The following is a 13333-nucleotide window of genomic DNA, read 5'->3' on the forward strand; positions in this document are numbered from 1 at the left end:
AGTGTTCAGCGGCCTTCACGGCGCTCCCTCCGTTGTTCGATCTGCTTTTCTATGGCGCGCCTTTGTTCGTGCTCCCGAATGATCTGCAAGCGCTGCCGGTAGTTCTGCCATGGCGGATTTTCCAAAGTCATCTCGCTGCGCTCCTCGTGCAGCTTCTCGATGCGCTGTTCGAATTTCTTGGCAAGCGTTTTCAGCAAAGCCAATATGTCCTCCGATGCGGTCACATTCTTCGAGTTCGCACGAGCCAATTCCGACACCATGCGCCGCACTTCTCCACCAGCCGCCTGCAGTGAAGTCGCAGCCTGCTGCAAGACTTGCGGCACAGAAGTGCCGACAAGGCGTACGGTCGCATAGGCATCAAGACAGCAATAGACCGTAAGCCTGCCATCCTTGTCGCTTCGTTGGCGTGTTGGGCAGCCAGGGAGCTCAGCGCTGTCGGGTAAGGCTAACTGATCGAGCTGCGCACGCTCGGCATTGCTCATCCAGGTTAGGCGTTCCGAGCTCTTGCCATCCACCGTAGTACGAACAAGGACCGGATAGCAGAGCGCGGTTTGGACATCAAGCCCGCCGCGCTTCAGGGACTCGGCGAGCAGCTGCGCATCGGCGAGATTCCCAGCCAGACTGGACGGATCGGCACCGAATACCGCGTCCAGGGATTGCCGATGCGCGAGAGCATCACGAATGCCCTTCGCATCGACCGGCAGGCCGACCGCATCATTGCGTCCGCGCAGCCGATCAATCGCTTCGCGCAGGTTACTGCACCGCTCGACCGCGGCAGCAATCTGGTCAGCGGCAACGGATGCCTGCGACATCGCTGCCGTCTGCATTGTGGAGAACAGCTCCATGATGCCGAGATGAGGCGCTATCGGGGTGGGCATGGGAATTCCTGATCTGGTTGGTTAATTTCGTTACGTGCTCCGTTCTACATCGGCAGAAGGACGCTACAAGGCAATAACGTTGCGCCTTCGGACGACACAGACGCCTACGAAAAGCACATGGATATGGCGGCTACCCGGTCATATCGGCTTTCAGATAAGTTCACGGTATTGGCCAGGACGGCGTGTGGGTTTGCCGCCCTGCTCGTCTGGCATCGGATGCGGTGACGATCCGGGCTCCAGCCCAAATGTACCGATCAGGTCGACGACCATCCGCTGCAGCAGCGCATCCACTCTTGATTCGAATTCGGTTTCTGATTCCTTGGCCAACTTCCATGGACTGCTACGGCCAGTAGCTCCATTCGGCATCATGGAAGAGGTTTCGTCGATGGTTCGAGCAATTGCCTGCAGCGCCCGCTCCGCACGATCGATCAGCCTGGCGTTTTCTTGCAAGCGCTGCTGGACATGCCCGAATTCGCCGGGTTTGCCGCCCGAAGTGTTATCTTCCGAACTCATGGTGTTCTCCCGTCCTTAAAAGAGCTTCACATGCTCTGACATTAATTCGCGGCCTCTTCCAGCTGACGAACCAGGTTGCACCAGCAGCTGCGTGTATCACTGTCAATCGGCTTTCGGCGCCTCAGACCATCGAATTGCGTGTGAAGGTCTCCAACATTTGCATGATTGTCTTGACGATACTGGCCATCATGGTAGCAAGGTTGTTACTCTGGCCAAATATGCTCTGCAACCTCAACGCCAGGGTGGTCATGTTGGCGGACTTTGAACTTTGCAAGTCAATCAGCTGGCCCTTGATTAACTTGATCTGCGCATCGCTCGGATCGCAGATCAGTCTCTCCAGCGGATAGGAGATTTGCTTCTTGTCTTGATCCATGGTGATGCGGTAGTAGATGCCGTTATCAAGGCCAACCACGTCGCCGGGATTGTATTTCGCTGGATCGAAGTCTTTCTCCTTCACACCCGAGACCTTCACTTCGACACAGGATCGTGCCTCCTGCACCTTTCCCTGCTCATCGATGTACCAGGCCTTCTTACCAACCCCGGTATGATCCACGCTTTCGATGACATCCCCGGACGCATAATCCTTGCCATTCGGCTCGCTTCCCGGCCCATTGAATACCTTGGGTGGCATTTTCGCGAATATCGTGTTGTCGTTCTTGTCCCTGTACCGAATGGTGTCCGCTTCCTTGTCGGTGGGCACGTACCCAGCCTGTTCCAGCAATGCCGTCACTTGCACGCCATGCCAATCGGCTGAACGTTGCGATGACATGTAGCGCAGCAGCGGTGCGCCATCAGCCGACATGGTTTTCTGGTCCGAGGTGACCCAGTAGAGCTTGCCGTCGTCGAGCTTGACCAGGGTGCCGGGATCGATGGATGAGAGATCCGGCGGATTGCCGCTGACGGCCTTTGCAATGGCGGACGGGTCTTCGACCTTGATAACGCCGGTGCCGGTTACACGATAGTAGCTGACCTTGTTCTTCTCGTCGGTGTACTGCAGCAGCGTGCCTGTCGGGGTTGTCGCCACGTTGACAGTCTGCGGATTGGATGTGACCACGACTGGTGGCATCTTTGCATAGCCGACTTGCCCGCCGCCATAGGAATACATGACCATGTCATAGTCGCCGGGCGTGAAGCTGAAACCGTTTTGGACCAGATCGGTCGTGGCAGCAATTGCATCTCTTAAAAGCTTGGCGGCTTGCGGGTCAAGGTCGCTCGGCAAGCCCATCAAAATACCCTCGGGCGGACTATCCAGCTTTAGTCCTTTCCCAAAATCCACGATGTAATAATCGACCCCGCTTTCGCCTTTGACAGCGACAATCGTGCGGTTTGGAATGCCGCTGAAATCGTTTGACGCTCGATCCAGAATCTGATTCGCGGTGGTATATCCGGTCTTTCCATTATACGAATACTGGTAAGCGTCATAGGAATCGATCGGCAGTCCCGCAGCTTGCAAACGCTTGGTTTCGGATAGGAACTGTTTACCAAACAACGCCAGGCTTACTAGCGAAGGATCCTTTATAAAACTAACTAACCCACCGAGATAACCTGGAGGCAAGTCAGAACCTGCCTCCAAATGGTAGATCTGACCATTTGGAAACCTTACCCATTCCGCATCGCTTCTCTTAAGATGTCTGATCGCTTCCCACGCGCGTTGACCTTCATTCGCCCCTACAACTCCCGCCCATTGGCTCGGATCGTACTCAAATACTTCGCCAGACAGCTCAGCATTATTGATTATTACCCTTTGCCCGGAGCTGTTTACATACCAGGACGCATCGAACGCCGACGCGTCTAGCAAAACAGACTTAGCAATTAGTTGCCCTATCAACTTGCTAGTAGCGACGATGGCTCCGTCCACATCCGTCGGCCAGCCAGCAATCTTCAATGGCCCTTCCCACATCAAGGTATTCGAATTGAGTGGCTGCCCGAGCTTGTCAGAAACCTCCTTTATCCATGCAATAGTCTTCTCGACCTTGTCCAGATCGTTGTATGCCCCGTTTAGACCTGGAGCAAGATTGTCTATCGCACGCTGCAAGGGATCGGTGAATGGTTCGAAGATGGTGACCATTCCCACGGAGCCGTTCTTGTTTCCCGACGGCGTATTGGCGGGAGTCGTGGCCCGCGCGGGTTCGGACGGCGCTCCCGCGCCTGCGAGTGGCTTTGATACGCGCGACGAACCGGATGTATCGCTGACTGACATGTTGCATTCTCCCTGATAAAGCCTTGATTCAGATCAGATCGCGGAAGCGCCCTGCGCTTTTCCCCGCACCCTGCTGTGGTATCTCGGTGACCGCTGTGCCTGCGGCAATATCCTCGCTTCGCAGCATGGCGGCCAGTTCAAGCACTGCATCGAGAATCTTTTGTTCGGGGCCTGGGCTGGCGGCCTGTTTCAGTTGCTCCAGCATCGCCGCATCGTTTGCACCGCTCTGAGATGCAATGCGCTGCACTTTCTCCATCAATCCGCCGATCGCCTCCAGCGAGCGGATCGCTTCTTCGAGAAATTGCGCTGCTTGCGGCGAGTCGCCGAAGTTCAGGTTCTGGGGGGAGGAGAAAGAATCGCCTTGCGCTTCATCACTTTGCTTCATGCTGACCTCATTCCGACAGGTTCGCTAGCCGATCGTCTGCAACTAGCTTGATGCAGGGTTTCGTAACGCCCAGAATTCCAGAGTTCCAAACGGGCGCCGATTGCGTCCGGAATAACGCATATGTCATCGATATCCTGGGGTCCAGCACAAGCATTTCGACTGCCTGCGGAAGACTCTTGGCATTAACAGAAATCTGGAAACCGTGCTCGCATGGCGGCAGAGGATGGCCATCCTGCGCGAAACGCCGGGCCGCATCTTCTGCGATGCCAACGTTTTGCCAACGCAGCTGAAAGCCGCACAGCGAGTGGTCGACGCCTCCATCTTGCACAAGGTAGAGCTACGGATTCGCAGAAACCGTGCGCACCTATGGAGTCAAGATCGTCATTGAAGATTTGATGCTGGACGCGGACGAGGGTATTGAACCGAAATGGACGAGGGCGTGTGCCTAGGCATCCAGCGTGTGGTGGATGCGTTCGGCGATGAACTATTGGCTATAAATGGCGTAGACGATTCTGCGATGGAACTGCTGTGCTTTTGCAAAAACCCGCTGCACCCCGGCGTTCATGTTGAGCGACAAGACGCATCGACTCCGCTCAACGGTTGCTGAATGTGAATTCGGTTCTCAGTGCATCACGCCATATTGCGAAAGAATGCTGACACCGTGTCCATGATTGTCTTGACGATACTGGCCATCATGGTGGCAAGGTTGTTACTCTGGCCAAGTATGTTCTGCAACCTCAACGCCAGGGTGGTCATGTTGGCGGTCTTTGAATTTTGCAAGTCAATCAGCTGACCCTTGATCAGACTGATCTGCGCATCGCTTGGATTGCAGATCAGTCTCTCCAGCGGATAGGAGATTTGCTTCTTATCGTGATCCGTGGTGATGCGGTAGTAGATGCCATTATCAAGGCCAACCACGTCGCCGGGATTGTATTTCGCTGGATCGAAGTCTTTCTCCTTCACACCCGAGACCTTCACTTCGACACAGGATCGTGCCTCCTGCACCTTTCCCTGCTCATCGATGTACCAGGCCTTCTTACGATCCGCGGTTTCGATGACATCCCCGGGCGCATAGTCCTTGCCATTCGGCTCACTTCTCGGCCCATTGAATACCTTGGGTGGCATTTTCGCGAATATCGTGTTGTCGTTCTTGTCCTTGTACTGAATGGTGTCCGCTTCCTTGTCGGTGGGCACGTACCCAGCCTCTTCCAGCAATGCCGTCACCTGCACGCCATGCAAGTTGGCTGACCGTTCCGGTGACATGAAGCGCAGCAGCGGTGCGCCATCAGCCGGCATGGTTTTCTGGTCCGAGGTGACCCAGTAGAGCTTGCCGTCGTCGAGCTTGATCAGGGTGCCGGGATCGATGGATGAGAGATCCGGCGGATTGCCGCTGACGGCCTTTGCGATGGCGGACGGGTCTTCGACCTTGATAACGCCAGTGCCGGTTACACGGTAGTAGCTGACCTTGTTCTGCTCGTCGGTGTACTGCAGCAGCGTGCCTGGTGGGTAGGATGTGAGGTTGAGATTCTGCGGATTCGCGCTGACCACGACTGGCGGCATCTTTGCATAGCCAATTTGCCCGCCGCCAAAGGAATACATAGCCATGTCATAGTCGCCAGCCGTAAAGCTGAGACCGTTTTGGACCAGATCGGTCGTGGCAGCGATTGCGTCTCTTAAACGCTTGTCGGCTTGCGGTTTAAGGTCGCTCGGCAGACCCATTAAAACACCTTCGGGAGGACCATCCAGCTTTTGTCCTTTTCCTCCATTCACCAAGTAATACTGATCGTCGACTTGCACGATGGTACGGTCCGCCACGCCGCTGAAATTCGTCGTGTCACGAGTCAATATCTGGTTCTCAGTGGTATATCCAGTATTCCCGTTAAAGGAATACTTATAAGCGTCATAGCCGCTGATCGGCAGCCCCGCAGCTTTCAATCTCTGGGTTTCGGCAAAGAACCTGTCGCCGAATAGCTGCAAGCTCAATTGCTGAGAATTCTGTATGAATTCTGACTTAAACTCAGAGAAATAACCGGGGCTCTTACTGTTGCCCCCGGCTTCCAGATGGTAAAGATGTCCATCAATTCGTACCCAATCCGTATCAGGAAAATCGTGCTTCGTTTTAATGGCATACCATGCCTTTTGAGCCGCATTCCAGCCCGAAAATTGGCCGTAAGCCCCGGGGTTAAAGTCGAGTACCTTGCTACCAAACTCAGATTTTGTTACGGAAGCCAATTGGCCAGAATAGGCCACGTAATAGTAAGCATCCTTCGATGCTGCATCCAGCTTCTTTCCCTGCTTCGCCAGTTCCTGCTCGATCTGCTTGGTCATGTCGACTTGCTTCTGAATATCCGTCGGCCAGCCAGTGATCTTTTCCGGCCCTTCCCACATCAACGTCTGCGCATTAATCGGCTGCCCTAGCTCGTCATAAACCTTCTTCGTCCATGCAATACTTTTCTCAATCCTGTCCAGATCGTTGTATGCCCCATTCAGAGCTGAAGAAAGACTATCTATGCGGCTGAGCAAGGGATCGGTGAATGGTTCGAAGATGGTGACCATTCCCACGGAGTCGTCCTTGTTTTCCGAAGCCGTATCGGTCACAGAAACGACCGGCGCGCCTTCGTATATCGCTCCCGCGCCGGCGGGTGGGTTTGATGTGCGCGCCGAACCGAATGTATCGCTGACCGACATATTGCATTCTCCCTGATAAAGCCTTGGATTCAGATCAGATCGCGGAAGCGCCCTGCGCTTTTCGCCGCACCCTGCTGTGGTATCTCGGTGGCCGCTGTGCCTGCGGCAATATCCTCGCTTCGCAGCATGGCGGCCAGTTCAAGCACTGCATCGAGAATCTTTTGTTCGGGGCCTGGGCTGGCGGCCTGTTTCAGTTGCTCCAGCATCGCCGCATCGTTTGCACCGCTCTGAGATGCAATGCGCTGCACTTTCTCCATCAATCCGCCGATCGCCTCCAGCGAGCGGATCGCTTCTTCGAGAAATTGCGCTGCTTGCGGCGAGTCGCCGAAGTTCGGGTTCTGGGGGGAAGAGAAAGAATCGCCCTGCGCTTCATGACCTTGCTTCATGCTGACCTCGTTCCGACAGATTCGCTAGCTGGACACTATGTGAATTATTAAACTCCACCGTTTGTGACATTTAATAAATTCAGGTTCCAAGGCTGCAAAAATTACGCTCGGAACAAAGCACCCGATGAAGTCACAGAAGTGGCCTACACCTCACACCGACGGACTACGACATGGCCGGCATCATCAACAGACCTTCCACCGCAGGATTCGATTACAGCCTCGACAACACCTCTGCCTCACACCAAGTCGCTTCCCAGCAAAATCAGAGCAAGATCAACGGCCGGCGTGTGATCGCCGCCCGGCAAATCCGGCTGCAGGCGATCCATGCACAGATCGCTTCCGCTGAAGTCACGGCGAAATCCATCGCACAGCGTGAGTTGCAGCTCGAAGCCGCGGCCCAGCCCATGGTGCCGGAAAAGGTCGCCAAATCACTGCGGGCGGCGGGCAGCGCGGCCGTGGCGGGAATGGCGCTAGACATCCTGCGCAACCGCAAGCTGCCTGGCCCGCCACTCTCCCGGCAGGAAGCGCTGCAGCAACACCTGGCGTTGCAGCTCGCCGCCGCGATGCTGGGCGACAATCCCGATGAAATCGAATGGCTGGTCGCCGCATCGCTCGTCAAGGGCAAGATGCCGACCAGCCGCAGGGAATTGACCAAGCGGCTCGAAGACGCTGCCGAGGATCCGGAAGCCTTCAGCGCACTGTTCTCGGAGGTGCTCGAAAGCGGCGAAGATCCGGAGAACGTGCGCAAGCTGATGCAGGCCGCCAAGCGCAAGCCGCGACAAATGGCGGCGGTGCTGCGCGAGGCGCTCGGCCTGAATCGCCTGCCGGAATTCGCGCGCCGCAATGCCGACCCGGAAAAGCTGGCACGCGACATCATCGAAGCCGGCGACAATCCCGAGCTGGTCATCGCTCTGGTCAGCGGCCTGGAGGGCGCCGGCGGCAATCCGCGGCAGCTCGCCGCCGAGCTGACGGCGCTGCGCGGCGATGCGCGCAAGCTCAGCGAACGCCTCCGTCGCCTCGTGGGCGGAGCCGGCAGCGTCAATGAAGAGCGCGAGAGCCTACTCGAGAACGTGAATAGCGCATTGCACGAGCTCGAACTGCAGGAAGGCGACACGATTCGCCGCAGTTATCAGGCCGCTGAAACCGCATCGGAAAGCGAGGAGCCGGCCCGCTTTCTCGAAGCCTTCCATGACGTGGCTGCGGAGCAGGCTGGCTTTTCCAATGTGTTACGCGCGCTGCTGCGGCACTATCCGGCCGACAAACTCGGCGCTGAGCTGTCCAACATGAAGAAAGCGCTCGGCGACGAACTTGCGATGGCCAATTCCCTGCGCGATAGCGACAGGCTGCGCGTCATCCTGCAGGACATCTCGCACATGCATCTGTCCACTTCGCTATTGATGATGGTGGAGCAGTTTCGGGAAAACTGCGCCGGCGCCGCGCTTGCCGGCGGCTATGCGGCCAAACCCATCGACAGCGGCATGCTGATGCGCGAACTCATCGATGTCGTCGACACGCCCATGGTGCAGACCAGGCATTTCGAGGGCCTGTTGAAGACTTTGGGCATCAGCGGCAATCAGGAAACCATCGTCGCCCTACAGGGAATGATGGCGATCCTGCGCGAAATGCCGGATCGCATCTTCCGCGATGCGAACACCTTGCCGACGCTGCTGAAAACCGCACAGCAGGTACTCGACGCCGCCATCCTGCGCGAAGAAGAGCAGCAGGCCGCGCCTGTCGCCTGAGGCCATCATCATGCACGACTGGATCGCTGAAACCGTGCGCGCCTACGGTCTCAACATCGGCATTGAAAACCTGATGCTGGACGCGGACGGGGGTATCGAACTGGAAATGGACGGTGGCGAATGCCTTGGCATCCAGCGCCTGAGCAATGCGCCCGGCGATGAACTGCTGGTGTATTGGGGAAGACGGCTGAATTTCGATCCGGGCCCGCAGATCGAGCGCGCGCTAAGGATGATGAATGGCAGACAGGGACTTGCATGGCCCGCGCAGGCAGCAATCCGTGACGATATGCTGATCATGACCATGCGCCTGCCGGCCTCTTCCTTTGAATTGCCAGCGCTGGAAGGAGTGATCAACCAGCTTGAAGGCATGCAGGCGGAAGCGGCCGGCTGAGCCACTTGCGGCAAGCGGCCGTGTACAAAGATGTGAGTCTGCACGAGCTCTTCAACAGCCTGTCAAGGCGTGCTCCGTCTGCGCGTTCCGGTTATACGAGCAAATACGCGGGAGCGGCAGTCCTTACGCATCGATGGATAAACAAGCCCGACCCCGCTTCCGGCCGCCGATCCGTCAAGCCACCGCCACCAACCGATCCAGCCTTTCCCCGTCCGCCATCAGGCTCTCGCTATCGCCCTGATGCACGATGCGCCCGCGATCAAGCACGATCGCATGTTTCGTCAACGACAGCGCCAGCCGCGCATGCTGCTCGACCACAATCACCGCCAGGCCCTCGTCGGCGATCAGCTTGCGCATCACGCGCATCAGTTCCTGCACGATGATCGGCGCCAGGCCTTCCATCGGTTCGTCCAGCAGCAGCAGATGCGGATTGGTCATCAGCGCCCGCGCGATCGCCAGCATTTGCTGCTCGCCGCCCGAGAGCTGGTTGCCCATGTTCGCGCGCCGCTCCTGCAAGCGCGGAAAGATGTCATAGATGCGCTTCAGATTCCACGGCCCCGGACGCGCGACCACGGTCAGATGCTCCTCCACCGTCAGCGAAGGAAACATGTGCCGCTCCTGCGGCACCCAGCCCAGCCCGGCCTGGGCGCGGCGATGCGTGGACAAGCCGTTGATGCGGCCGCCGCGCCAGCGGATGTCGCCGCGATGCATGCGCGTCAATCCCATCAGCGTAGTCAACAGCGTGGTCTTGCCGACACCGTTGCGGCCCAATAGCGCCAGGCTGTCGCCCTCGGCCATGGCCAGGCTGATCTCTTCCAGCACCACCGATTCGCCATATCCGGCAGTGACCTTCTCCAGCGCCAGCAGCTCAGCCATGCTCGGCCTCCCCCAGATAGACTTCCTTTACCCGCGGATCGGCGGCGATCTCGGCCGGCGTGCCTTCACACAGCACGCGCCCGCCCACCAGCACAGTAATGCGCTCGGCAAATTTGAACACCAGCCCCATGTCATGCTCGATGAACAGGATGGTCACGTCACGCGGCAAGCCGGCGATGACTTCGAACAATTCCGCGCTCTCAGCCGAAGGAATGCCGGCCGCCGGCTCGTCCAGCAGCAGCACCTTCGGCCGCGTGGCCAGCGCCAGCGCGATTTCCACCAGTCGCTGCCGGCCATAGGCGAGATTGCGGGTTTCGCTGTCGGCGTCGCGGTCCAGCTTCAGCGAAGCCAGCAGCGCCATCGCTTCATCCGCTTCGCGCCGCTGCTGCGCGACGGTGCGAAACCAGGTGCTGCTCTTGCCTTCGCGCTCGCACAGCGCCAGCATCACCGACTCCAGCACCGTCAAGCCCGGAAACAGCGTGTTGATCTGGAAGGTGCGGGTCATGCCGCGCTTGACGCGCAGATGCTGCGGCAAGCCGGTGATGTCTTCATCGCCGAGGAAAACCTGGCCCGCGGTCGGCGCGAAGACGCCGGTCAACAGATTGATGAACGTGGTCTTGCCCGCGCCGTTCGGCCCGATCAGCGCGTGGCGCGAACCGGAAGCGAAGTTCAGCGTGACATCGCTGTTGGCCTTGAAGGCGCCCCAGCTCTTGGACAAACCCTGCGTGCGCAATGCGATGCCGCTCATTTCGCGTCTCCCCGTTTCGGCAGCAGCCGTTCCAACCCGCCGAGGATGCCGCCGCGCGCGAACAGCACAATCACTACCAGCAGCAAACCGATCCAGAATTGCCAATAGGTGGGATTCAGGCTGGCGACCTTGTCCTGCGCGACCATGAAGATCGCCGCGCCGATCAGCGCGCCGTAGAGCCGCCCCGCGCCGCCCAGCACCAGCATGATGACCAGCTCCGCCGAACGCGAGAACGACAGCGACTCCAGGCCAACAAATTGCGTCGTCTGCGCCAGCAGCGCGCCAGCCACGCCGGCCAGCGCCGCACCGACGGTGAAGGCCGCGGACAAGCGCTGCCGCACGTCAACGCCGATGGCCGGCATGCGACGCACGCCTTCCCGTATGCCGCGCAGCGACAGACCGAACGGTGAATCCACCAGGCGCCGCAAGCCGATGAACAGCAGGAACAGCACGACGAAGCTGTAGATGTAGGCGACCTTGCCGGCGAGGTCGAACTCGAACACGCCAAAGATCTTCCCGACCATCATGCCGGACAAGCCATCGACGCCGCCGGTGATCGGGGCGGCCTTGTTGGCGGCCTCGAACAGCATCAGGCCGATGCCCAGCGTGACCATCAGCCGGGTCAGGTCGCTGCCGCGCACCACGAGGAAGCTGCACAGGAAGCCGGCGATACCGGCAACCAGGGCAGCGGCGAACAGACCCGAGATCGGTTCGCCCCAGCCATGCACGGACAGCAGGCCGGCGGTGTAGGCGCCCAATCCGAAGAAGGCCGCGTGGCCAAGCGAGACGATGCCGGCATAGCCGAGCACCAGGTCCAGCGACAGCGCGAACAGGCCGGCGATCATGATCTGCGAGATCAGCACCAGGTAAGCCGGGAACAGGAAATAGGCAGCGACCGGGATCAGCCAGAACAGCATTTCCAGCGGCTTCCAGCGGCCGTTCGGCAGCCGGTGGCTGAGGGTTTTCGGCATGTTCATGAACGCCTCCCAAGCAGGCCGGCAGGAAACAGCAGCAACAGCACGACCATCAGCGCATAGATCACGAAGGCGCCGATCTCGGGCACATAGTATTTGCCGGCCACGTCGAAGACGCCCAGCACCAGGGCCGCGACCAGCGGTCCCTTGATGCTGCCGGCGCCGCCCACGGCGACCACGAGCAGGAAGTACACCATGTACTTGATCGGGAAATTCGGATCCAGGCCGAGCACATCGATGCCCAGCCCGCCGCCCAGCCCTGCAAGACCCGAGCCGAGCGCGAAGGTCAGCGAGAACACGCGGCTGACATTGATGCCCAGTCCGGCCGAGGCCTGCTGGTTGTCGACCGAAGCGCGGATCTGCGCGCCGAAGCGGGTGCGCTCGATCAATGCGCCGAGCGCCAGGGTGACCACGACCACCACCGCGATCAGGAACAGCCGGTACACGCCGAGATCGAGCGGTCCGACATGCACCTGGCCGCGCAGCCATTCCGGCAGGCTCACCGGCTGCTGCGACGGGCCGTACAGGAAGGTCGCGGCGGCCACCGACATGAAGGTCAGGCCGATCGAGAACAGCACCTGGTCCAGAGGACTGGCGCGATACAGCCGCCGGTACAGCGTGCGTTCCAGCACGAAGCCGACGGCGGCGGAAGCGAGAAAGGCCAGCGGCAGCGCCAGCAGAAACGGCACGCCGAAACGCAAGCCCAGCGATACGCAGACAAAGCCGCCGAGCATCGCGAATGCCCCGTGCGCGAGGTTGATGAAGTTCATCAGGCCCATCGTCACCGACAGCCCGACGCTGATCAGAAACAGCAGACTGCCGTAAGCGACGCCGTCGAAGAGCACGCCTATGAAATTCAGCATGGCTGCCCTCCCCGGCCGCCATGCCGCGCGTTGCTCGCCATGTTCATGGTGATGTCTCCCTTATTGTTCGTTGTTCTTTACCGGCTCGTAGGTTGGGCTGCAAAGCCCAACATCGGGCTTCCGCGGGCCGCAAGCACGTTGGGCTTACAGCCCAACCTACGAGCCAACATCAGACGCCCGCGGTCCGCGCGCATGTTGGGCTTCCTTCGTAGGTTGGGCTGCCAAGCCCAACATCGAGCTTCCGCGGGCCGCAAGCATGTTGGGCTTCCTGCGTCAGCCCAACCCACATAACCTCAAGCTTTTCCGGCATCCACCTGCGCAAACACCTGCTGCGCCAGCGCGAAAGCCGAATTCGCCGCCGGCACGCCGCAATAGATCGCGGTCTGCAGCAGCGCTTCCTTGATCTCGTCGCGGCTCACGCCATTGTTGGCGGCAGCGCGCAGATGCAGCTTCAATTCCTCTTCCCGGTTCAGCGCCACCATCATGCAGATCGTCATCAGGCTGCGGGTATGGCGCGGCAGGCCGGGCCGGGTCCAGATCTCGCCCCAGGCATAGCGGGTGATCAGGTCCTGGAATTCATTCGTCAATTCGGTGCGCTTGGCTTGCGCGCGGTCGACGTGGGCATCGCCCAGCACCGCGCGCCGCACCGACATGCCGGCGGCATGGCGTTCCTGCTCGTCCATCGTGTT

13 protein-coding genes are annotated in these 13333 nt (G+C 59.1%); 2 read left to right on the forward strand and 11 right to left on the reverse strand.

Annotated features, from left to right (window positions below):
* Nucleotides 1-5: 5 nt before the first annotated feature.
* From JJB74_RS01285 to JJB74_RS01310, 6 genes are all read right to left on the reverse strand, one after another.
* The gene (locus JJB74_RS01285) at nt 6-845 is read right to left on the reverse strand and encodes a hypothetical protein (protein ID WP_200589922.1); all 840 of its coding nucleotides are present in this window, start codon (nt 843-845) and stop codon (nt 6-8) included.
* Between the two features lie 183 nt (nt 846-1028).
* The gene (locus tag JJB74_RS01290) at nt 1029-1391 is read right to left on the reverse strand and encodes a hypothetical protein (protein WP_200589924.1); all 363 of its coding nucleotides are present in this window, start codon (nt 1389-1391) and stop codon (nt 1029-1031) included.
* A 121-nt stretch (nt 1392-1512) separates the two neighbouring features.
* A complete protein-coding gene (locus tag JJB74_RS01295; protein ID WP_200589927.1) occupies nt 1513-3591 on the reverse strand; it encodes a hypothetical protein in 2079 nt (692 codons plus the stop codon).
* Between the two features lie 28 nt (nt 3592-3619).
* The gene (locus tag JJB74_RS01300; RefSeq protein ID WP_200589929.1) at nt 3620-3976 is read right to left on the reverse strand and encodes a hypothetical protein; all 357 of its coding nucleotides are present in this window, start codon (nt 3974-3976) and stop codon (nt 3620-3622) included.
* 630 nt (nt 3977-4606) lie between these two features.
* A complete protein-coding gene (locus JJB74_RS01305) occupies nt 4607-6664 on the reverse strand; it encodes a hypothetical protein (protein ID WP_200589932.1) in 2058 nt (685 codons plus the stop codon).
* Between the two features lie 29 nt (nt 6665-6693).
* Nucleotides 6694-7050 carry a hypothetical protein gene (locus JJB74_RS01310; RefSeq protein WP_200589934.1) on the reverse strand — a complete coding sequence of 119 codons (357 nt, stop codon included), beginning with the start codon at nt 7048-7050 and terminating at the stop codon, nt 6694-6696.
* Between the two features lie 170 nt (nt 7051-7220).
* On the opposite strand from JJB74_RS01310, the gene JJB74_RS01315 reads away from it, so the two are divergent.
* Both JJB74_RS01315 and JJB74_RS01320 read left to right on the forward strand, forming a co-directional pair.
* Nucleotides 7221-8792: a TyeA family type III secretion system gatekeeper subunit gene (locus JJB74_RS01315; RefSeq protein WP_200589937.1), complete on the forward strand. Its 1572-nt coding sequence runs from the start codon at nt 7221-7223 to the stop codon at nt 8790-8792.
* Nucleotides 8793-8802: 10 nt separating this feature from the next.
* Nucleotides 8803-9183, forward strand: coding sequence for a type III secretion system chaperone family protein (locus JJB74_RS01320; RefSeq protein WP_200589940.1), 381 nt, complete (start codon nt 8803-8805; stop codon nt 9181-9183).
* Nucleotides 9184-9357: 174 nt separating this feature from the next.
* On the opposite strand, the gene JJB74_RS01325 is transcribed toward JJB74_RS01320, so the two are convergent.
* The 5 genes from JJB74_RS01325 to pcaC all read right to left on the reverse strand — a co-directional run bounded on the left by JJB74_RS01325 (nt 9358) and on the right by pcaC (nt 13327).
* Nucleotides 9358-10059, reverse strand: coding sequence for an ABC transporter ATP-binding protein (locus JJB74_RS01325; protein WP_200589943.1), 702 nt, complete (start codon nt 10057-10059; stop codon nt 9358-9360).
* The gene (locus JJB74_RS01330; RefSeq protein WP_200589945.1) at nt 10052-10807 is read right to left on the reverse strand and encodes an ABC transporter ATP-binding protein; all 756 of its coding nucleotides are present in this window, start codon (nt 10805-10807) and stop codon (nt 10052-10054) included. Before JJB74_RS01330 ends, JJB74_RS01325 begins: the two co-directional genes overlap by 8 nt.
* Entirely contained in the window at nt 10804-11784 is a 981-nt protein-coding gene (locus JJB74_RS01335; RefSeq protein WP_200589947.1) for a branched-chain amino acid ABC transporter permease, read from the reverse strand. Before JJB74_RS01335 ends, JJB74_RS01330 begins: the two co-directional genes overlap by 4 nt.
* Nucleotides 11781-12644, reverse strand: coding sequence for a branched-chain amino acid ABC transporter permease (locus JJB74_RS01340; RefSeq protein ID WP_200589949.1), 864 nt, complete (start codon nt 12642-12644; stop codon nt 11781-11783). The genes JJB74_RS01335 and JJB74_RS01340 overlap by 4 nt, the downstream gene beginning before the upstream one ends.
* A gap of 293 nt (nt 12645-12937) precedes the next feature.
* The gene (gene pcaC, locus JJB74_RS01345) at nt 12938-13327 is read right to left on the reverse strand and encodes a 4-carboxymuconolactone decarboxylase (protein WP_200589951.1); all 390 of its coding nucleotides are present in this window, start codon (nt 13325-13327) and stop codon (nt 12938-12940) included.
* Nucleotides 13328-13333 lie beyond the last annotated feature (6 nt).

This window comes from Noviherbaspirillum pedocola (assembly GCF_016632335.1).
GTDB classification, from domain to species: domain Bacteria; phylum Pseudomonadota; class Gammaproteobacteria; order Burkholderiales; family Burkholderiaceae_D; genus Noviherbaspirillum_A; species Noviherbaspirillum_A pedocola.

Bases quoted from the DNA above. Each gene is read 5' to 3' on its own strand.
- JJB74_RS01285 (WP_200589922.1), bottom strand. From the start codon at position 845: ATGGAGCTGTTCTCCACAATGCAGACGGCAGCGATGTCGCAGGCATCC.
- JJB74_RS01290 (WP_200589924.1), bottom strand. From the start codon at position 1,391: ATGAGTTCGGAAGATAACACTTCGGGCGGCAAACCCGGCGAATTCGGG.
- JJB74_RS01295 (WP_200589927.1), bottom strand. From the start codon at position 3,591: ATGTCAGTCAGCGATACATCCGGTTCGTCGCGCGTATCAAAGCCACTC.
- JJB74_RS01300 (WP_200589929.1), bottom strand. From the start codon at position 3,976: ATGAAGCAAAGTGATGAAGCGCAAGGCGATTCTTTCTCCTCCCCCCAG.
- JJB74_RS01305 (WP_200589932.1), bottom strand. From the start codon at position 6,664: ATGTCGGTCAGCGATACATTCGGTTCGGCGCGCACATCAAACCCACCC.
- JJB74_RS01310 (WP_200589934.1), bottom strand. From the start codon at position 7,050: ATGAAGCAAGGTCATGAAGCGCAGGGCGATTCTTTCTCTTCCCCCCAG.
- JJB74_RS01315 (WP_200589937.1), top strand. From the start codon at position 7,221: ATGGCCGGCATCATCAACAGACCTTCCACCGCAGGATTCGATTACAGC.
- JJB74_RS01320 (WP_200589940.1), top strand. From the start codon at position 8,803: ATGCACGACTGGATCGCTGAAACCGTGCGCGCCTACGGTCTCAACATC.
- JJB74_RS01325 (WP_200589943.1), bottom strand. From the start codon at position 10,059: ATGGCTGAGCTGCTGGCGCTGGAGAAGGTCACTGCCGGATATGGCGAA.
- JJB74_RS01330 (WP_200589945.1), bottom strand. From the start codon at position 10,807: ATGAGCGGCATCGCATTGCGCACGCAGGGTTTGTCCAAGAGCTGGGGC.
- JJB74_RS01335 (WP_200589947.1), bottom strand. From the start codon at position 11,784: ATGAACATGCCGAAAACCCTCAGCCACCGGCTGCCGAACGGCCGCTGG.
- JJB74_RS01340 (WP_200589949.1), bottom strand. From the start codon at position 12,644: ATGCTGAATTTCATAGGCGTGCTCTTCGACGGCGTCGCTTACGGCAGT.
- pcaC (WP_200589951.1), bottom strand. From the start codon at position 13,327: ATGGACGAGCAGGAACGCCATGCCGCCGGCATGTCGGTGCGGCGCGCG.